Here is a 17,746-nt window from a genome sequence, read left to right as displayed (position 1 = left end):
ATGCGCCCCGCAAGCCTGCGAGACGCATCCGGTCACCTCGATGTTTCGCCACGCGACCCCCGACGGCGCTCGTGCAGACGCAACGCTACTTGGCGGCCGCCGTCTTGCTCTGCATGTTGACGACCTGGACGCGGCGGTTCACCTCGGCCAGCGGCTGCGCCGGATCCTTCAATTTGCTCTTGCCGTAGCCGACCGTGACGAGGTCCGCGCCGGCGATGCCGAACTTCTCGACCAGATAGCGCTTGATCGAATCGGCGCGGCGCTCCGAGAGATCCTGATTATAGCCGTCGCCGCCGGCGGCGTCGGTGTGGCCGGCGACGACGAAGGTCGATCCCTTCAGGTCGGGGCTCGTCAGCGCCCGGCCGAGCGCCTGCACCGAGGGCAGCGATTTCTGGCTGATGGTGGCGGAATTGTAGTCGAAGGTGATCTCGAGATCGATGTTCGGCCTGGTCTTGGCGACCGCCGCGATCTCCTCACGCTCCGCAGTCGACAGCGAGCGGGTCGAGCGACCGCGGATGCTCTGCAGGAACTTGTCCTGCTCCGGCGCGACCGCGGGCGCCGCATCGGACGGCGGCGACATCGACAGCCCGCGGGTCAGCGGCTTCTTCGGTCCGGCCAGCGCCCGGACGATCTGGTCTTCCGTCACATCCTCGGCAGCGAAAGCCTGCGCCACGCCGAGCGACGCGAACGCGACGAGGCTCGCGGCCAGCAGCGTACCCGCCAGGCCGGCGGCGTTGGTCGAATTGATCTTTGCGGTCATTGCCATCCCTCCTCGCGCACAACTCACGCGAACTCGTCGGACCGGTCCCGCCGCGAAGGCCCGCTCGCGGCTCCGGTGGTTCGCTGATATGTCGGCCCGGCCCGCCGCATGGTTCGAGGCCGCCGGCCCTCGCGCGCCAGAAATCAGCGCACGCCGTAGCCCTCGAACTCGCGGGCGATGTTCGGATCCATCGCCTTGGCGTTGGCGATGTCGACCGCGCCGTCCTGAGCGGCGCCGTTGCGCTGCTTGGCGAGGCCGCGGCCGTACAAGGATGACGTCAGCCGCGGATTGATCTTCAGCGCCGCATCGAAATCCGCGATCGCGTTCTTGGCCGCGCCGCTCTTGAGGTTGACGAGGCCGCGGCTGTCGAGCGCGTCGACGAAATTCGGCCGCAGCCGCAGCGCCTCGTTGCAGTCGCGCAGCGCGGCCTGCAGCTCGCCGACCACGGTGCGGGCCCAGCAGCGGTTGTTGAGCGCCTCGACGTCCTTCGGATTGATCCGGAGGGTGTCGTCGAAATCGCGGATCGCCTGCGCATAGGCGCCCTTGCTGGCATAGACCTGGCCGCGCCGGTACAGCGCGCTGGTGTCGTCCGGATTCTTGGCGAGCTTCTCGTTCAACCCCTTGATGACGGGATCATCGGCAAACGGGTCCGGCGAAGGGACGGCGGGTGCGGTCGGCGCCGCATTGGCGACCGGTGGTGCCGGGGCCGGCGGCACCGGGAGAGCCGGCGCGGCGGGCGGCGTGTCGGCCTTCTCGATCGGCGCGGGCGGCGGTGGCGGCGACGGGACCGGCGGCACGACGGCCTGCTGTTGGGGTGTCGGTGCCGGAGACGGGGCCGCCGGCGGCACCACGCTGCTGTCCACCGGCGGGTTCGGACGTGCGCCGCCTGAGCCCGGCACGAAGGAGAAATCTTCCGCGAGCGAAGACGAGATCCACGGCACCTGCTCGCTGCGCGAGGCGCGGGTGACGCCGACGCGGGTGCGGTTCAGCGTCTCCTCGGCGGTCAGGTCGGGAACACGGATCTCCTTCAGCAGCTCCTGCACGAACAGGCTGCGGTCGCGGCCGGTATCCGAGATGACCGAGGACAGCGCCGCCGAATACATCACCAAGGTACCGCTCGGCGCGATGACCGGCGCGAGGCCGGTGGAGGCGGTGCGGAAGCGGCGCTCATAGGGATTGCGCCGGGACGCGTCGAGCAGCGCGATCTTCACCCCGGCGCCGCGGCTGTTGATCTCGCTGAGCACCTGCTCGAGGCTGATGCCGTCGCGCTTGACGTCGGTCTCCTGCCAGATCTGCGCATCGACCGGAATCATGTAGCTGGTGCGGCCCGACTGGATGCCGAAGCCGGAGAAGAACACCAGAGCCACCGAGCCCGGCTTGATCTTGCCATAGAGCCGGTCCAGCCCGCGGCGCATCGCCTCTCCGGTGGCGTTCTCCAGCGTCTCGACGGCAAAGCCGTCGCGCTTCAATTCGTCGCTGAGGTCGCGGGCGTCGTTGATGGGTTCCTTCAGCGGCGCGTCGGCATCCGGATACTTCGCATTGCCGATGACGAGCGCGAACCGGTCGCCGGCCGCATGAGCGGGCCGAGGGACCACGGCCGACGACGCGACGCAGAGCATCAAACCGAACAGCAACAGCAGGCGGAAAGTCATCACGATGGCGGTCCAGCGTCCAGCAAACAGGCGCCGTCCAGCTTGCGCCGCGGCGACCTTATCCCACGCGTCAGGCATTATCAAATCGCCGTGACGACCCGTCAACCGCTTGCCGCAGTTGGAGAATCGCCACGTCGCGCGGATTTCGCCGCCGTCCTTCGATCGCTGCGCAGCAAACCATGCAACGCCGCGCTGCGGACGACGGTGAGCCGCCTCACACTGTGTCGGGCGGCATGGCGATCCGGTTCGCGTCATCGCGATTGACCGCGCGGCGCGGCGGTGGCTCGATGCCGGCCCAACGGCAGCAACGAGACCAGCATCATGGGGAACGCCACCGAAATCTACGCCTTGCGCTACGCGACGATGTCGCCGCGCACGCCGCACATGAACTTCCTGCAGCCCGACCCGCACGACACGACCGCACAGGATCTCGACTATTTCGTGTGGCTGATCCGCGACCAGGGCCGCGACATCCTGGTCGACACCGGCTTTGATGCCGAGGAGGCCGAGATCCGCCACCGCCGGCTGACGCGAGATCCGATCGATGCGCTGGCCGCGTTCGGTGTCGAGGCGGGAACGATCCGCGACGTCATCGTCACGCATCTGCACTACGATCATGCCGGCAATCTCGACCGCTTCCCGAACGCGCGCTTCCATCTGCAGGAGCGCGAGATGGCCTATGCGACGGGCCGCTGCATGTGCAACGGCATGCTGCGCTACCCGTTCTCGGTCGAGCACGTCACCACCATGGTGCGTCACGTCTATGGCGAGCGCGTCACGTTCCACAATGGCGACGGCGAGGTCGCGCCCGGCGTCACCGTGCACCGGGTCGGCGGCCATTCCGACGGGCTCCAGGTGGTGCGCGTCGCCACCGCGCGCGGCCCGGTCGTGCTCGCCTCCGATGCGGCGCATTACTACGCCAATCTGCAGCGCCGGAGTCCGTTTCCGATCGTGCTCGACATCGGCGACATGGCGCAGGGCTGGGAGACCATCGAGCGCCTCGCCGGCCATCCGGACCGCTTCATTCCGGGGCACGATCCGCTGGTCACCGAACTCTATCCGCGCGTCAGCCCAGAACTCGATGTCTACGCGCTGCATGTCGCGCCGTCGCGCTCGTTTGCGAGGTAGGCGGCGAAGACCTGTCGTCTGATGTGAATGTCAAACAGCCCGCGCGGCTGTGCGACCGCGCTCTCGCGGCGCGTTTCGCGTCCGAGCTGTGCTCATCGGGACGCCCTCTCCAATCAGAGGGCGCAGGGAGGACCAGGCCTCGGCTGAGGCCTGCGGTCCGCGTGCAGCAAACAAGCACGCGGCAGAACCACAGGTCAGCCGGACGACCCGGCCCTCCCTGCGCGACGGCTTTACGATTTATACGCAGTCTCCTCGGTGACCGGCTTGTTTGCCACCGTGGCGACAACGCGCGCATCACGCACGTTGCGCGGACCTCAGCGTCGGGAGGCCAGGACCCTGCGACTTCACCGTCCGCGACACGACGTACGTCGGCATGCAGAGCACGCTGCGCCCCATCGCGGCCATCGCATCCCACCCCAACGCGTCGTGACGTTCGCGAAGCGCCCCTCTTCAGTGAGGCGGGACGGGCGCAAATCTCCACCCGATTTGCCCGACGCCGCAAGCGATTTCTTTTTTACAGAAGATCTGGACAGGGCAAATCAGCTTGAAACGACTGGACAAATTCGTCTTTTGCGACCAAGGATTGAACGGTATTTTCGATGAGACGATTTGGCCGCGATGGGGGCATCCAGCAATTTCGATTTTCTGAGCAGCCAGGACGAGCGGCTGGCCCGGCTGGGTGCGCTCGCCGAACGCTATTTCTTCGATGACGCGCCGTCGACGCTGATCAAGCTGCGTCAACTCGCCGAATTCTTGTCCAAGGAGGTTGCCGCCCGCCACGGGCTCCTCCCCTCCAGCAATGTCACCTTCGACGAGGTGCTGCGCACCTTGCGGCTGCGCGCGATCCTGCCGCGCGAGATCGCCGATCTCTTGTTCAACCTGAAGCGGCTCGGCAACGAGGCCGTCCACGAGGACGTCGGCACGCCAGCCAACGCGCTGTTTGCCCTGAAGATCGCCCGCAGCGCCGCGGTCTGGTTTCACCAGAGCTATGGCGGCAACCCGAACTTCAAGGCGGGACCGTTCGTGCCGCCGCGGCCGCCGGTCGACGCCACCGCCGCGCTCACGGCCGAGCTCAACGAATTGCGCAAGCAGGTCGGCGCCAGCTCCGACGAAGCTGCCAAGACTCGGCTCGAGCTGCGTGATGCGGAGGAGGCGCGGCTGAAGGCGCTGTCCGAGGCCGAAGCCATCCGGCAGGACAAGGAATTCTGGGAGACCTACGCCGCCGAGACCGAGGCCGGCCTGCGCAAGACCGAAGCCGCCTTGAAGGCGGCCCAGGCCGCGGCGGAAGCCGCGCCCCCACAGCAGCTCGATCTGCTGGCGCAGCTCGCCAACCGGCAGGCGCAACAGGTCGAGCTCGACGAGGCGACGACGCGTCTCCTGATCGACGAGCATCTCCGCGCCGCCGGCTGGACCGTCGACACCCCGACGCTGCGCCATGCCGCAGGGACACGCCCGCAACCGGGTCAGGCGATCGCGATCGCCGAATGGCCGACCGACAGCGGCCCGGTCGACTACGCCCTGTTCATCGACGGCCGCTGCGTCGGCGTCATCGAGGCCAAGCGGGGCATCGCCGACGTTCCCGGCCGGCTCGGCCAGGCCAAGCGTTATGCCCGCGACATCCGCCTGCTGCCGGACGAGACCCTTCCGGGTAGTCCGTGGCTGCACGGGCTCGACCGCTTCCGGGTGCCGTTCCTGTTCGTCACCAACGGCCGGCCCTATGTGAAGCAGTTCGAGACCAAATCAGGCATCTGGTTCTGGGATGCGCGCCCGACCGGCGGCAATCCGCGCGCGCTGCCGGAATGGTTCTCGCCGCAGGACCTCACCGAACGGCTGGAGCAGACCGAGGATTTCGACGCGCTCGCCGAGCGCGAGCTCGGCGTCACCGGCCTGCGTCCCTATCAGGCCGACGCCATCACTGCGGTGGAGAGCGCGATCGCCGCGGGCCAGACGAACATCCTGCTGGCGATGGCGACGGGCACCGGCAAGACCCGGCTCGCCATCGCCCTGATGTACGAGTTGCTGCGGCGAAAGCGCTTTCGCCGCATCCTGTTCCTGGTCGATCGCAACGCGCTCGGACGCCAGACGCTGGACGCCATGAGCACGACCGACACCGCGGGCTTCCTGAAGTTCGACCAGGTGTTTCCGGTCGCTGATCTCGGCAAGAAGTTTCCCGAGGCCACCGATCGAGTCCAGGTCGCGACCGTGCAGGCCATGATCCGTCGCGTCTTCGACGACCCCGACGTCAACAGGCCGACGCCCGGCACCTATGACCTCATCATCGTCGACGAGGCGCATCGCGGCTACACGCTCGATGCCGAGCTGCGCGAAGACGATCTCGGCTTCCGCAATCTCGACGATTATCTCTCGGCCTATCGCCGCGTGCTCGACTATTTCGACGCCACCAGGATCGCGCTCACCGCCACGCCGGCCCTGCACACCCGCGAGATCTTCGGCCCCGCCGTGTTCCACTACGGCTACCGGCAGGCGGTGATCGACGGCTACCTGATCGATCACCGGCCGCCGCGCCGCATCACCACGGCGCTGAGCCAGACCGGCATCAGCTTCGAGGCCGGCGAGGACGTCAACATCATCGATCCCCGCACCGGCCAGATCGATCTTTTCAACCTGGAAGACCAGGTCGATTTCGAGGTCGCCGAGTTCAACAAGAAGGTGCTGACCACGGCCTTCAACCGCGCCGTGGCCGACGCGATCGCGCGCGAATGTCCGCCCAGCGACCGCGGCAAGACCTTGATCTTCGCCAGCCGCGACGATCACGCCAACACGCTGGTCAAGGCGCTCCAGGATGCGCTGACCGAGGAATACGGCCCGCAGCCGCACGACATGGTCGAGAAGATCACCGGCTCCATCGACAGGCCGCTCGATCGCATCAAGGCCTTCAAGAACGATCCTCGGCCGAAATACGTCGTCACCGTCGATCTGCTGACCACCGGCATCGACGTGCCCGCCATCACCAACCTCGTCTTCGTCCGCCGCGTCAACAGCCGCATCCTCTATGACCAGATGATCGGCCGCGCCACGCGGCGCTGCGACGAGATCGGCAAGGAGTACTTTCGAATTTTCGATGCGGTCGACATCTATGCCAATCTGCAGGAGGTCAGCGACATGCGGCCGGTGGTGGTCAACCCCGCGCTGTCGTTCGCGACCCTCCTCAGTGATCTCGAACGCGCCGCGACCGACGACGATCGCGCCTTCGTGCGCGACCAGATCGTGGTCAAGCTGCGCCAGCGGCTGAAATATGTCGAAGGCAACACGCGCGAGACCTTGGAGACGGTGCTCGGACCGCTGACGGCGCTGCCCAACCGGCTGCGCGATGCGCCGCCGGCCGAGACGCTGGCGCTGTTCAAGCAGCACCCGCTGCTCGCCGGCATTCTCGACAATGCCAGCCCAAACCGCCCGCGCGACGGCACTTACATTTCGGAGCATCCGGACGAGTTGGTCAGCGTCGAGGATGATTTCGGCGACCGCGCAAGCCCGGCCGACTATATCGAGAGTTTCGAGACCTTCGTGAAGGCCAACATGAACGTGGCGCCGGCGCTGATCGCCGCTACGCAGAAGCCGCGCGAGCTGACCCGCAGGGAGCTCAAGGAACTCGCCGTGCTGCTCGACGCCAACGGCTTCTCCGAGGCCAATCTGCGCCAGGCCTACGGCCGCGCGCGCAACGCCGACATCGCCGCCCACATCATCGGCTTCGTGCGCCAGGCCGCGCTCGGCGATCCCCTGGTGCCCTACGCCGCCCGCGTCGAGAACGGCGTTCAGCGCATCCTCGCCAGCCGTCCCTGGACGGCGGCGCAGAGACAATGGCTGATCCGCATCGGCCGTGCGCTGAAGGCGCAGCCGGTCGGCGACCCCGCCCTTCTCGGCGATCCGCTGTTTGCACAGCATGGTGGCTTCGAGGTCATTGATCAGGCCTTCGATCACGGGCTAGGTGACATCCTGAAGGACCTCAACGGCGCGATCTGGGACCACCACGTCGCCTAGCGCCCGACATGTTCGCGGACGTCCGACAGCGGAGCGATAGCGGAAGATGGAATTGGTTCGAGCCGTGGCCAGGCGGGAGGCCCACCTCTCCCTTCGAGAGACAGGGCTATCGCATATGACGATCGGCGTTTTGTGCTCGTCTCTCTCAACGTCGTCATGGCCGGGCCTGTCCCGGCCATCCACGTCGTCCGACATGCCGAGAACGACGTGGATGCCCGGGACAAGCCCGGGCATGACGGAGAAAATCATCGGCAGCATCGTTTGCCGAGAAAGCTCCGCATTTCCATGTGCGATAGCCCTGCTTCGGGAGAGGCCGGCTTGCATCACGAGATGCCGGACGGGTGAGGGATTCCGGTCGATCATATCGAGAGCAGCGCCCGCTCACCCGCGCCGACCGACGAAGCCGGCGCATCGTCCGCTCTGCGCGACCTCTCCCCGCCGGGGAGAGGTGACGCGAGCCTCCGGCTTGCGCCCATCCACCCAACCCACCACGCCGTAGGCGATCGACATGAATCCAGCGACCGATCTCGTCAACAAGCTCTGGCGTCTGTGCGCGATGCTGCGCAAGGACGGCGTCACCTACCAGCAATACGTCACCGAGCTGACGTACCTGCTGTTCCTGAAGATGGCCTCGGAGCAGAAGGACGAGAGCCGGATTCCGGAAAAATATCGCTGGGGCGCGCTGAAATCGGCGCCGGAGACCGAGGTGCTGCAGCGTTACCGCGAGGCTCTGATCGACCTCGGAAACCCAAAAAAGGTTGCCGACCTCTCGGTTGTTGCGATCTTCCAGAACGCCGCGACGGTCGTGCGCGAGCCGGTCAATCTGCGCCGGCTGATCGACGCGATCGACGGCCTGCACTGGTTCAGCAAGGAGCGCGACGCCTTCGGCGACACCTATGAAGGCCTGCTCCAGAAGATGGCCGAAGAGACCAAGCGCGGCGCCGGCCAGTATTTCACCCCGCGCGTGCTGATCGAGGTAATGGTCCGGCTGATGCAGCCCAAGATCGGTGAAGTGATCCAGGACCCGGCCGCCGGCACCGGCGGCTTCCTGATCGCCGCTGATCACATGATGCGTGCAGACAACGACGACTATCATGATCTGGCAGATAACCCGCGCAAGGCAGCGTTCCAGCTCCGCCAGGCGCTGCGCGGCATCGAGAATGTGCAGGATACTTACCGCCTGCTGCTGATGAATCTGCATCTCCATAAGATCGATCCGGAGCATCTCGATCTCGGCGATACGCTGTCGCCACGTGGCGCAGAGCCGCAGTTCAAGAACGCCGACCTGATCCTGACCAATCCGCCGTTCGGCCCGGCCGGCGGCCCGCCGACCCGCGACGACCTCACCATCACCGACCGCGTCTCGTCCTATCAGCTCCCGTTCGTCGAGCACTGCATCCGCGCCCTCAAGCCCGGCGGCCGCGCCGCGATCGTGGTGCCCGACAACGTGCTGTTCGACGATGGCAAGGGCAGGCAACTCCGCCAGCGCCTGATGAACTGGTGCGACCTGCACACCATCCTGCGGCTGCCGACCGGCATCTTCTATGCCCAGGGCGTCAAGACCAACGTGCTGTTCTTCACGCGGAGCAAGGAGGAGGCGCCGGCGAAGGACGCGACGGAGGCGGTGTGGATCTATGACATGCGGTCGGGGGCGCCGGCTTATGGCAAGACGAATCCGCTGAAGCTATCGGATTTCGACGATTTCGTCGTCGCGTTCGGCGATGATCCTAACGGCCATGCCGCGCGGTTGGACCAGGGTGGGCAGGGGCGTTTCCGCCGTTTCACGCGCGCCGAAATCGCAGGGCGTGGCGATAATCTCGACATCACTTGGTTGAAGGACGAAAGTAGTTCTGCCGAGGACGGGCTCGAAGCACCGGAGGATATTGCGGCAGCAATCGAAGTTCATTTATCGGCCGCACTGGAAGAAATCAGAGCGCTGTCGGAGCAACTGAGCGCCGAGACGACTGTCCCCCCCGAGGTTGAGGAGGCGGCGGAGTGACTTTGCCGATTGGGTGGGCTCGATCGACGATCTCAGCGTTTGCCGATACGAAACTTGGAAAAATGCTGGATGCAGCCAAGAACAAGGGAGAGTCGGTTCAGTATCTGCGAAACATTAACGTTCGCTGGGGAGCGTTTGATCTCTCTGACCTCTTGGAAATGAGGGCATCATCAACTGAGTTATCTGACCTAGAAGTTAGAAACGGCGACATTTTTGTCTGCGAGGGCGGAGAACCCGGCCGATGCGCGGTGTGGCTTGAAGGCAAACGTAGCCTGATCTTTCAAAAGGCACTTCATCGAGTGCGAGTTCTTGATGATATTCAGCCAGAGTATGTTGCTAAGTACATTCAACATTTTGCATCTAAGCACGAATTTTCAGAATTCTTGACAGGAACAACAATCAAGCACTTGCCCCAGGTGGCGCTTCAAAGGATAGCTGTGGAATTGCCTCCTGCGGCCGAGCAGCGCCGCATCGTCGCCAAGCTGGATGCGCTGTTCGCGCGCTTGGCCCGCGCGCGGGCGGAGCTGGACCGGATTCCCGTACTTGCGCACCGATTGCGAGCAGCAACCCTTGCCGATGCATTTTGCGAGCACGAAGCCGCTTCGGTGCTACTCAGTGATGTGTTAGAGGACGTCCAAGCCGGAAAAAATCTAAAGTGTGATGAACGGGCGCCCTTGCCGTGCGAGAGCGGCGTCATCAAAGTGAGCGCAGTTAGCTCGGAAGTGTTCCGAGCGTCAGAAGCGAAAACGCTGCCGACCGCCTACGCTCCACCGTCTCGGGATTTGATTAGAAAGGGCGACTTGCTCATAGCGCGAGCAAGCGGATCGCTGCGGCTTGTCGGCAAGGTGGCTCTCGTTGAAGACGACCCGAGGAATCTCTACCTGAGTGACAAAGTACTCAGGCTGGTCATCAAAGATGACCTAAAGCTTTGGGTCTATTGGTTCCTACGTTCTCCGCTGGGACGGCAGCAGATAGAAGATGCCGCCAGTGGCATCTCGATGCACAATATAACTCAATCTTCGCTTGGGAAGCTTCGTATTCCTCTCCCGGACGAGGATACGCGGCGATCGACAATCGTTACTATTGTGTCAGCCTTCGCCCGCGCCGATCGCCTCGAAGCCGAAGCGGCGCGCGCTCGCGCGCTGCTCGACCGGCTGGAGGCGGCGATCCTGACCAAGGCGTTCAAGGGCGCGCTGGTGCCGCAGGACCCGAACGACGAGCCGGCCAGCGTCCTGCTGGAGCGCATCCGCGCGCAGCGTGCGGCGGCGGAGCCAAGAGCAAGAGCGAAGCGAGAGCGGGCCGGTGCTGTCAAGGCGGCGTCCAACAAGGGCTAGCGCTCAGTCTTCGGGCGTCAGAAAGTAGATCGGTGACAGCGGCAGGCGCTGCCGCGACTTCTGGTCGAGCTTGTCATAGGCCTCGATCCAGAGGTTCACCAGGCGCTCATCGTCGATCAGCGTGACCTTTCGGCTCGTCTGCTTGCGCGCGGAATCCTCTGCGTCCCGCGTGAAACCTCCCACCGAGACGTAGAGGCCGACGTCGCCGCTGTCGACCACGGCAAGAAACGAATTCAAGGTCTGCAGGTCGATCCGTTGCGAGCCGCCCTTCACCTGAACCTTGATTCGCGGCGTCTGTGTTCCCAGCGGATCGGTGTGCGCGATGATGTCGATGCCGCCGTCCTTGCCCGGAGGAGAGACCCACGCGATATGATATCCCAGCGCCTTCAGGAGGCCGGCCACCAGATCCTGCAAGTCATAGGGCGGCATCGCGCGCAGGTGGGCCTCGATCTCGCTCCACGCCTGTTCATCAGCCTTCTCGTAGGTGATGCTGGCATCGACATTTGCGGATTCTGCCGGCGTCAGCTCTTCCAGACTCTTTGCCTGGGGAGCCGTCGGGGCGCTGGCCTTCCACTCGCGATACAATTGCAAGGCCTTGCGATAGAAGGCCTCCGGATCAGGGAAGTCCTTGAATGCCTTCTTTCCGGCTTCCGTGACCGACCAGATGCCCCTGTTCTTGACGAGCCAGCCGGCCTTGACGCAATCGATCGTGGCGAAGCGGACGATCTTTTCAAACCGGGGCGTGCCGACCGTCTCGTACAATCCCGCCTCGTACGGGGTTAGATTGACGGACGCTGCGAGCTGTTTGAGGGCCGTCCCGGCCTGCAGGCCTTCCGGATGAGCTTGAAGGATCTCGAACAGCTTGCGCAGGTGCGAGCCGGTCCGAGGAATCGTGATCTCAGGCATTTCGCTTCCCGTTGATGAACGCACCAGCGACTGACAGGTCTAATGCCGGCTGGGTCGTTCTTCAAACGTGGATCATGCCACTATTGAATGCAACTTATTGAAGCCGTGTCGCCTGCGCAATGCCGATAGCGATCGTCAACCGTTTGGCGAGCATTCGACGACGAATGCGCCTCAAACCGCTCCCTGTGGTTATGGGTCCCGGCTCAAGGCCGGGACGACAGCGGAGGTTGCCGATGCGACGTGGGTCCATTGAAGGCCGGTGAAATCGCAGTAGCAACGCCAGACTCAATGCATCTCCACGACCGCCTTCCTGGCGAGGTGCTCGCCGATGAAGCGGGCGTCCCAGTTGGTCATGCGCACGCAGCCATGCGATTCGGACTTGCCGACCTTGGACGGCTCGGCGGTGCCGTGGATGCCGTAGCCGTTGCCGATCGACAGGCCAATCCAGTAGGAGCCGACCGGACCGTTCGGACCCGGCTTGATCGTGAACGGCTTCGAGGACTTGACGCCGTGGAATTCATAGTCGGGGTTGTAGCGATAGGTCGGATCGGCATCGCGCGAGGTGACCTTGAAGGTGCCCTCGGGCGTCGGCTTCTCCTCGCTGCCGACCGTCGCCGGGAAGAATGCCACCAGATGATTGTCCTTGTCGAAGGCCTGCACCGTGCCCTCGTCCTTGTTGACGGCAAGCCTCGTGATCTCCGCGAGCTTCGGCTTGGACGGGTCCTGCTTGTCCTTCGTCTCTGATTTGGCCTTTGACTCTGACTTGGCCTCTGCCTTGACCTCCGGTTTGGATTTGGACTCCGGCTTCGACTCCGCCTTGGATTTGTCCTTGCCGCCATCGCCAGCGGGCGCGACGTTGGCGACGAAGATCTCCTCGTCGGCCTTGTCGAACGCCTTGCCGGGGTTGAGCGCGGCGAGCAGGTCCTCGCTCATGTGGAATTTCTCCGCCAGCGCCTCGCGCGGCGTCGCATAGCCGATGGCCGGCAGGTCCTTCATCGCCTCCAGCTTCTTCGGCACCGGATTGAGGAACGGCCCCTTCACGTCCTGCTTCGTGATCTTGTAGCTGACGATCGCCGGCTCCTGGTCCTGCTGGGTCAGCGCGGCCCACAGCTCAGGCGTCAGCTTGGCGCCGCTCTTCAGGCCCTTGGCGGCGGCAAAGGCGGCGAGCGCCTTCTGGGCGTTGTCGCCGAACCGGCCGTCGATCTCGCCCGGCGAGACGTGGGCGCGGTCGAGCAGCACCTGGGCGCGGATCGCAACGGGATCGGTCTTGTCCTCGGCCGGCGGCCGCTTGCGCAGTTCGGCCCCGTTGACGGCATCCGCCGTGAGCTCGGCGGAGACTGCGGGCGTGATGAGGGCGACGCAAGTGACAAGCGGTATCCAGAGCCGAAGCATGATCGTGATCCCAGATGAAAGACGGCCGGCGTTCGGCAGCGACAACGTCGCCGTGACCGAGAAGTTCGGCGCGGTCAGGGCTGCCGGCTGAACGTCGCGGCGCCCTGGCGCGACTACCGGGGACGCGGGTCGGCTGGCCCGGCGGCGGTGCGTCTGCTATCTCCGGCACACAGCCGTTCGATGAATGGGGTCGAGGACCGGTTTCGCATGGGACATGCCGCAATTGCCAAGATGCGCCGGATGCCGATGCTGGCCGCCGCCGGCCTGCTGGCCGTGGTCCAGGCCACGGTCCAAGCCGCGGCGGCCGACGGTGGCGATGCGCCGAAGGGCGCGGCGGTCAGCGTGCTCAAGGCGACCAAGGCCTGCTTCGACAACACCGTCGAGGTGTCCGGCATCGTGCTGGCGCGGGACGAGACCGCGGTCAGGCCCGATCGTCCGGGACTGAAGGTGGCGGAGGTGATGGTCGATGCCGGTGACACCGTCACGGCCGGTCAGGCCCTGGCGCGGCTGACGCCGCCGGAGGGCGGCGCGATCACGATCCAGGCGCCGGTCGCCGGCACCATCCTGTCGTCCACCGCCACCATCGGCGCCTTCGCCTCAGGCCGCGGCGAGGCGCTGTTCTCGATCGTCGCCCGCAACGAATTCGATCTCGTCGGGCTGGTGCCATCGGCGCAGATCGGCAAGCTCGCGGTCAACCAGACGGCGCGGCTCCGCATCGTCGGCGCCGGCGAGCTCGACGGCAAGATCCGCCGCGTGGCGCCGACCGTCGAGCCGAACAGCCAGCTCGGCCAGGCCTTCATCGGCATCACCGGCACGGCGCGGCTCTTGGTGAATTCCTTCGGCCGCGCGGTGATCAAGATCGGCCAGAGCTGCGGCGTCACGGTGCCGCTGACCGCGATCCTCTACGATCCCGACGGCACCGTGGTGCAGGTGGTCCGTGCCCAGCGCATCGAGACCAAGCGGGTCGAGATCGGCCTGATGGCCGGCGGCCAGGTCGAGATCAAGGAAGGCCTCACCGAGGGCGACGTCGTCGTCGCCCGCGCCGGCGCCCTGCTGCGCGAGGGCGATCCGGTGCGCCCGGTGGTGGCGAGCAACTGAGGGCAACGCAAGGCTGGCACCGGCCCACCCTCCCCCTCCAGGGGAAAGTGGGAGGCCGCTGCGCAGATAAATAATAGCCGAGAGGAGACCGAAGCTCAGCTGCCCGCGTTGGCGTCGGCGTTGAGGCGGATGTCTTCGACCAGGGACGACGACACCATCGGCACCTGCTCGCCATCGGAGCTGCGCGCGATCGCGTTCCTGGTCTTGGTGAACACGGCCTCTGCGCTCGGCGTCCGGCCGAGCTGATGCAGCAGCTCCGACACCAGCACGCTGTTGGTCCGGTCCTGCGGATCGTCCAGCACCTTGCCGGGGGTGGCCGATGACAGGATCAGCGCGTTGGCGGGGGCGTTGATCGGCGCCAGGCCATGCGAATAGGCGCGGAAGCGGCGTTCATAGGGATTGCGGCGCGAGGCATCGACCACGACGAGCTTGGCGCGCGCGCCCCGCTCGCGCACCGTGTCGAGCATGCGCTCGATGCTGGTACCCTCGCGGCGCACGTCGGCCTCCTTCCAGATCCTGGCATCGACCGGGATCATGTAGCTCTCGCGGCCGGCCTGGATGGCGTAGCCGCCGAAGAACAGCATCACCACGGAGTCCGGCCTGATCCGGGATTTCAGCCGCTCGATCGCGCGCTCCATGTCGTCCCGGGTCGCATCCTCGACGACATCGACGTCGAAGCCGCCGCGGCGCAGCGCGCCGGTCAGCGCGCGGGCGTCGTTGATCGGCTGGGCCAGCGGCGCATTGGCGTCGGGATAATGGGCATTGCCGACGACCAGCGCGAGGCGCGTGCCGTTGCCGGCCACGCTGGCGGCCTGCTCCGTCGCGGCGGCATTGCCGGCCTCCGGCGGGCGCTTGTTCAGGGCAGCATGTGCGCCGAGCGCGAGCGACACCGTGCAGAGCAGCGCGGCGGCGGTCACGGCCGACCGGCGGGAGAAGGAAGGCTGACTTGCGGTCATCACGTCAATCCTGGTCCGAGCCTGCACAACCGTGGCCAAAGGGGCGCACCCTTTGGTCGCGCTGGCGCCTCTGAGGTTTGAGGGGTTGCGAGACGATGTGTCGTCGAATTGCGCGCAATTTGCGGCACCGCAACGAAGAAAGCCTTAACCCGAACCCGCAGGCGGAGCAACATGGGAACACCGTTGACTTTTCAAGCGCTTGGAAATTAAGGCGAATTTAACCATGGCGCGGATCTCCAAACGGCCCCGGCGGGACCGCCCGGGAGCCACATTGCCGCCAGATCCACCGCCGCCGCAGTGAGCCCGGTCACGTTGTCTTTGGCCGCGCCCCATGTCAGTTTGTCTCACGTCAGTTTGTCTCACGTCAGTTTGACCGATGCATGCGCGTGGCGAGCCGTTGGCCGGACGTCTCGAGCCGCACATGCCGTTCGTCCTGCCCCGCCAACCCGCGAGTCCCGACGTTGAGTTTGCAATATTTCGCCGCAGCCGCCTGTCGCGCGCTGACGGCTCGGAAGGATGGCCCCTCGCTGTACGAGGTCTGCGATCCCATCCTGCGCCAGCCCGGCGGCGGCGACCCTCATCTGTCCAAATTCTACCGGACCGCACTCGGTAACCCGGCGCTGCGCGCGCTGCTGCGCCGCGCCGGCCTGCCCGAACTGAACGATCCGGCGCGCCTCAATGCGCTGCGCCAGGCGCTGGTTCTCGCCCGCGACAATCCGACGCCGGACTGGGAGGCGGTGGGCGGGCCGGTCGCCGCGCTGGTCGACGGCGTCGCGCTGCATCATCCGGCGCCGCCGCGCCGCAGCGCCGCGGTCGCGATGCCCGGGGCTGCCGAGATCGACCGCGTGATCCGCGCCTGCGGCGCCGACCTGCTCGGCTCGTTCAGCCGCAACGGCTTCATCCCGACCTACGCAGCGTTCAACCTGATCGGCGACCCCGACATCAAGGGCCGCGAGGTCAAGATGGCGCTGCAGGGGCTCGACGCCCGCGGCTACAAGAACTCGACGCTGATGTTCAACCTCGCCCGCGTCTTCATCGCGCGCTCAGCGGCGGCGGCGGTGATCAACCCGCCGTGGCGCGGCATCGCCGAGCCGATGTGGGAGCCGGTGCAGATCCGCCACCGCTCGGCCTATTACGATGCGTTCTTCACCGAGGCGCTGCTGAGCTTCGTCGAGACCGGCCTCGCCGCGCCCGAGCAGACGGCGGCCGCGCGCGGCGCGATTGCGGCGATGGTCGGGTTCTGCCTGAACACCAGCCGCGAGGAGGTGCGTGGCGCCGACGGCAAGAGCTACCATGTCGTCACCGCGCTGGCGCCGCCGCCGCATCCGCGGTTCTCGCGCTTCTTCACCCAGATCAAGCAGGACCTTGGCTTCGGCGTCTACGTGCCCGATTGCGACACCACCGCGTGCTCGTTCTCGGCCGCGACGCAGGCGGGATCGGACGATCCGATCCTCGACCAGCCGCTGGTCGATTTCTACGCCGGCTACCAGGTGCGGGCCGGCGGCAACGAGCCGCGCGTGACCGTGCCGATCAACGACAATGTCGACTATGAAGGCGGCATCGCCACCTGGATCGACAGCTTGGCCGGCGAGCGGCCCTACGGCAACGACCTCGATCCAACCCTGAACCTCGACGTGCTCGAAGTGTCGTTCCGCAACCTCAAGCGCTGGCAGATCCTGGAAACCAAGGGCCGGCTCGACGTCGTCAGGCGCATCATCGGCTTCCAGCAGCGGCTGGTGCTGAGCGGCGCCTTCGCCGACCCGCGGTCACACATCTACTATCTGCCGGAGCTGTACTGCGCCTATTTCGGCCGCTGCTATCACGCCTTCATGGCGCTGCCACAGGCCGCGCGGCAGGCGCTCGATCCCGCCGGCGCGTTCGAGCTGATCCGGCTGCGCGTGCTCGCCTATGTCGAGGACGAACTGATCGGCCGCGAGATGAACCCGTTCGACGCGGCGCTCGCGCTGATCGCGCTCGGCCATCTCGGCGGCGAGCCCGCGAGCTTCGCACCGGCCGTGCATTGCATCGTGGCGAGCTTCGGCGAAGGCGGCCGGCGGCATCCGTACCGCGCCTATGAGTGGAACAAGATGAAGACCCCGACCCGCATCCTCGTCGGCGGCCCCGAGGTCACCTCCGCCTTCGTGCTGATGGGCCTGGCGCTGGCAAGGCGCGCCGTGGTGCGGTGACGGAAGAGAAAGCCCGGGTGGACAGCGCCTCCGCGCTGCCGACACGGCGCCCATGACTGCGCCCTCGCCCCTTGCGGGAGAGGGCTACACGGACGCCAGCGTCATATTCACTCGGGTGAGGGGTTGTCTCTCCAAGCTCGACTGTCTGCGTGGAGAGAGACCCCTCACCCGGCGTGACCGCGCTGCGCGCGATCACGCCACCCTCTCCCCTTGCGGGCTACCGTATTCACACATCGATGTTGAATACGGGAAGAACCTTTGATTCCCTGTCGGCCTTTGACGGAGGATGCCGGCATGGAGCTTGGGCTGGGACGGTTTGGCGACCGTCGCCTGGAA

11 protein-coding genes are annotated in these 17,746 nt (G+C 65.9%); 6 read left to right on the top strand and 5 right to left on the bottom strand.

Annotated elements, in window-relative coordinates; all coding sequences use genetic code 11:
• Window positions 1-85: 85 nt before the first annotated feature.
• Window positions 86-760: an OmpA family protein gene (locus ACQR1B_RS31485; RefSeq protein WP_434836803.1), complete on the bottom strand. Its 675-nt coding sequence runs from the start codon at window positions 758-760 to the stop codon at window positions 86-88.
• 143 nt (window positions 761-903) lie between these two features.
• Window positions 904-2,412 (bottom strand): caspase family protein, encoded by a 1,509-nt coding sequence (locus tag ACQR1B_RS31480; RefSeq protein ID WP_434836816.1) that lies wholly within the window; start codon window positions 2,410-2,412, stop codon window positions 904-906.
• 321 nt (window positions 2,413-2,733) lie between these two features.
• Here ACQR1B_RS31480 and ACQR1B_RS31475 point away from each other — a divergent pair, with 321 nt between their 5' ends.
• The 4 genes from ACQR1B_RS31475 to ACQR1B_RS31460 all read left to right on the top strand — a co-directional run bounded on the left by ACQR1B_RS31475 (window position 2,734) and on the right by ACQR1B_RS31460 (window position 10,872).
• Window positions 2,734-3,540: an N-acyl homoserine lactonase family protein gene (locus ACQR1B_RS31475; RefSeq protein ID WP_434836804.1), complete on the top strand. Its 807-nt coding sequence runs from the start codon at window positions 2,734-2,736 to the stop codon at window positions 3,538-3,540.
• 618 nt (window positions 3,541-4,158) lie between these two features.
• Entirely contained in the window at window positions 4,159-7,539 is a 3,381-nt protein-coding gene (gene hsdR, locus ACQR1B_RS31470; protein WP_434836805.1) for a type I restriction-modification system endonuclease, read from the top strand.
• 508 nt (window positions 7,540-8,047) lie between these two features.
• Window positions 8,048-9,538, top strand: a complete 1,491-nt coding sequence (locus ACQR1B_RS31465) for an N-6 DNA methylase (RefSeq protein WP_434836806.1) — start codon at window positions 8,048-8,050, stop codon at window positions 9,536-9,538.
• Complete coding sequence (locus tag ACQR1B_RS31460; protein ID WP_434836807.1) at window positions 9,535-10,872, top strand: restriction endonuclease subunit S; 1,338 nt, start codon at window positions 9,535-9,537, stop codon at window positions 10,870-10,872. Before ACQR1B_RS31465 ends, ACQR1B_RS31460 begins: the two co-directional genes overlap by 4 nt.
• A gap of 3 nt (window positions 10,873-10,875) precedes the next feature.
• On the opposite strand, the gene ACQR1B_RS31455 is transcribed toward ACQR1B_RS31460, so the two are convergent.
• Entirely contained in the window at window positions 10,876-11,778 is a 903-nt protein-coding gene (locus tag ACQR1B_RS31455) for a restriction endonuclease (protein ID WP_434836808.1), read from the bottom strand.
• A 285-nt stretch (window positions 11,779-12,063) separates the two neighbouring features.
• Window positions 12,064-13,170 carry a L,D-transpeptidase gene (locus tag ACQR1B_RS31450; RefSeq protein ID WP_434836809.1) on the bottom strand — a complete coding sequence of 369 codons (1,107 nt, stop codon included), beginning with the start codon at window positions 13,168-13,170 and terminating at the stop codon, window positions 12,064-12,066.
• 207 nt (window positions 13,171-13,377) lie between these two features.
• Between ACQR1B_RS31450 and ACQR1B_RS31445 the strand changes: the two genes are divergently transcribed.
• On the top strand, window positions 13,378-14,268 hold the full coding sequence (locus ACQR1B_RS31445; protein WP_434836810.1) for an efflux RND transporter periplasmic adaptor subunit: 891 nt from the start codon (window positions 13,378-13,380) through the stop codon (window positions 14,266-14,268).
• 95 nt (window positions 14,269-14,363) lie between these two features.
• Here the strand turns inward: ACQR1B_RS31445 and ACQR1B_RS31440 are convergent, their stop codons facing one another.
• The gene (locus tag ACQR1B_RS31440; RefSeq protein WP_434836811.1) at window positions 14,364-15,224 is read right to left on the bottom strand and encodes a caspase family protein; all 861 of its coding nucleotides are present in this window, start codon (window positions 15,222-15,224) and stop codon (window positions 14,364-14,366) included.
• A 461-nt stretch (window positions 15,225-15,685) separates the two neighbouring features.
• Here ACQR1B_RS31440 and ACQR1B_RS31435 point away from each other — a divergent pair, with 461 nt between their 5' ends.
• Entirely contained in the window at window positions 15,686-17,410 is a 1,725-nt protein-coding gene (locus tag ACQR1B_RS31435; protein WP_434836812.1) for a hypothetical protein, read from the top strand.
• Window positions 17,411-17,746 lie beyond the last annotated feature (336 nt).

This window comes from Bradyrhizobium oligotrophicum (genome assembly GCF_051168495.1).
In the GTDB taxonomy this organism is placed as follows: Bacteria; Pseudomonadota; Alphaproteobacteria; order Rhizobiales; family Xanthobacteraceae; genus Bradyrhizobium; species Bradyrhizobium oligotrophicum_A.
This window is presented reverse-complemented; position numbering and strand designations above follow the sequence as displayed.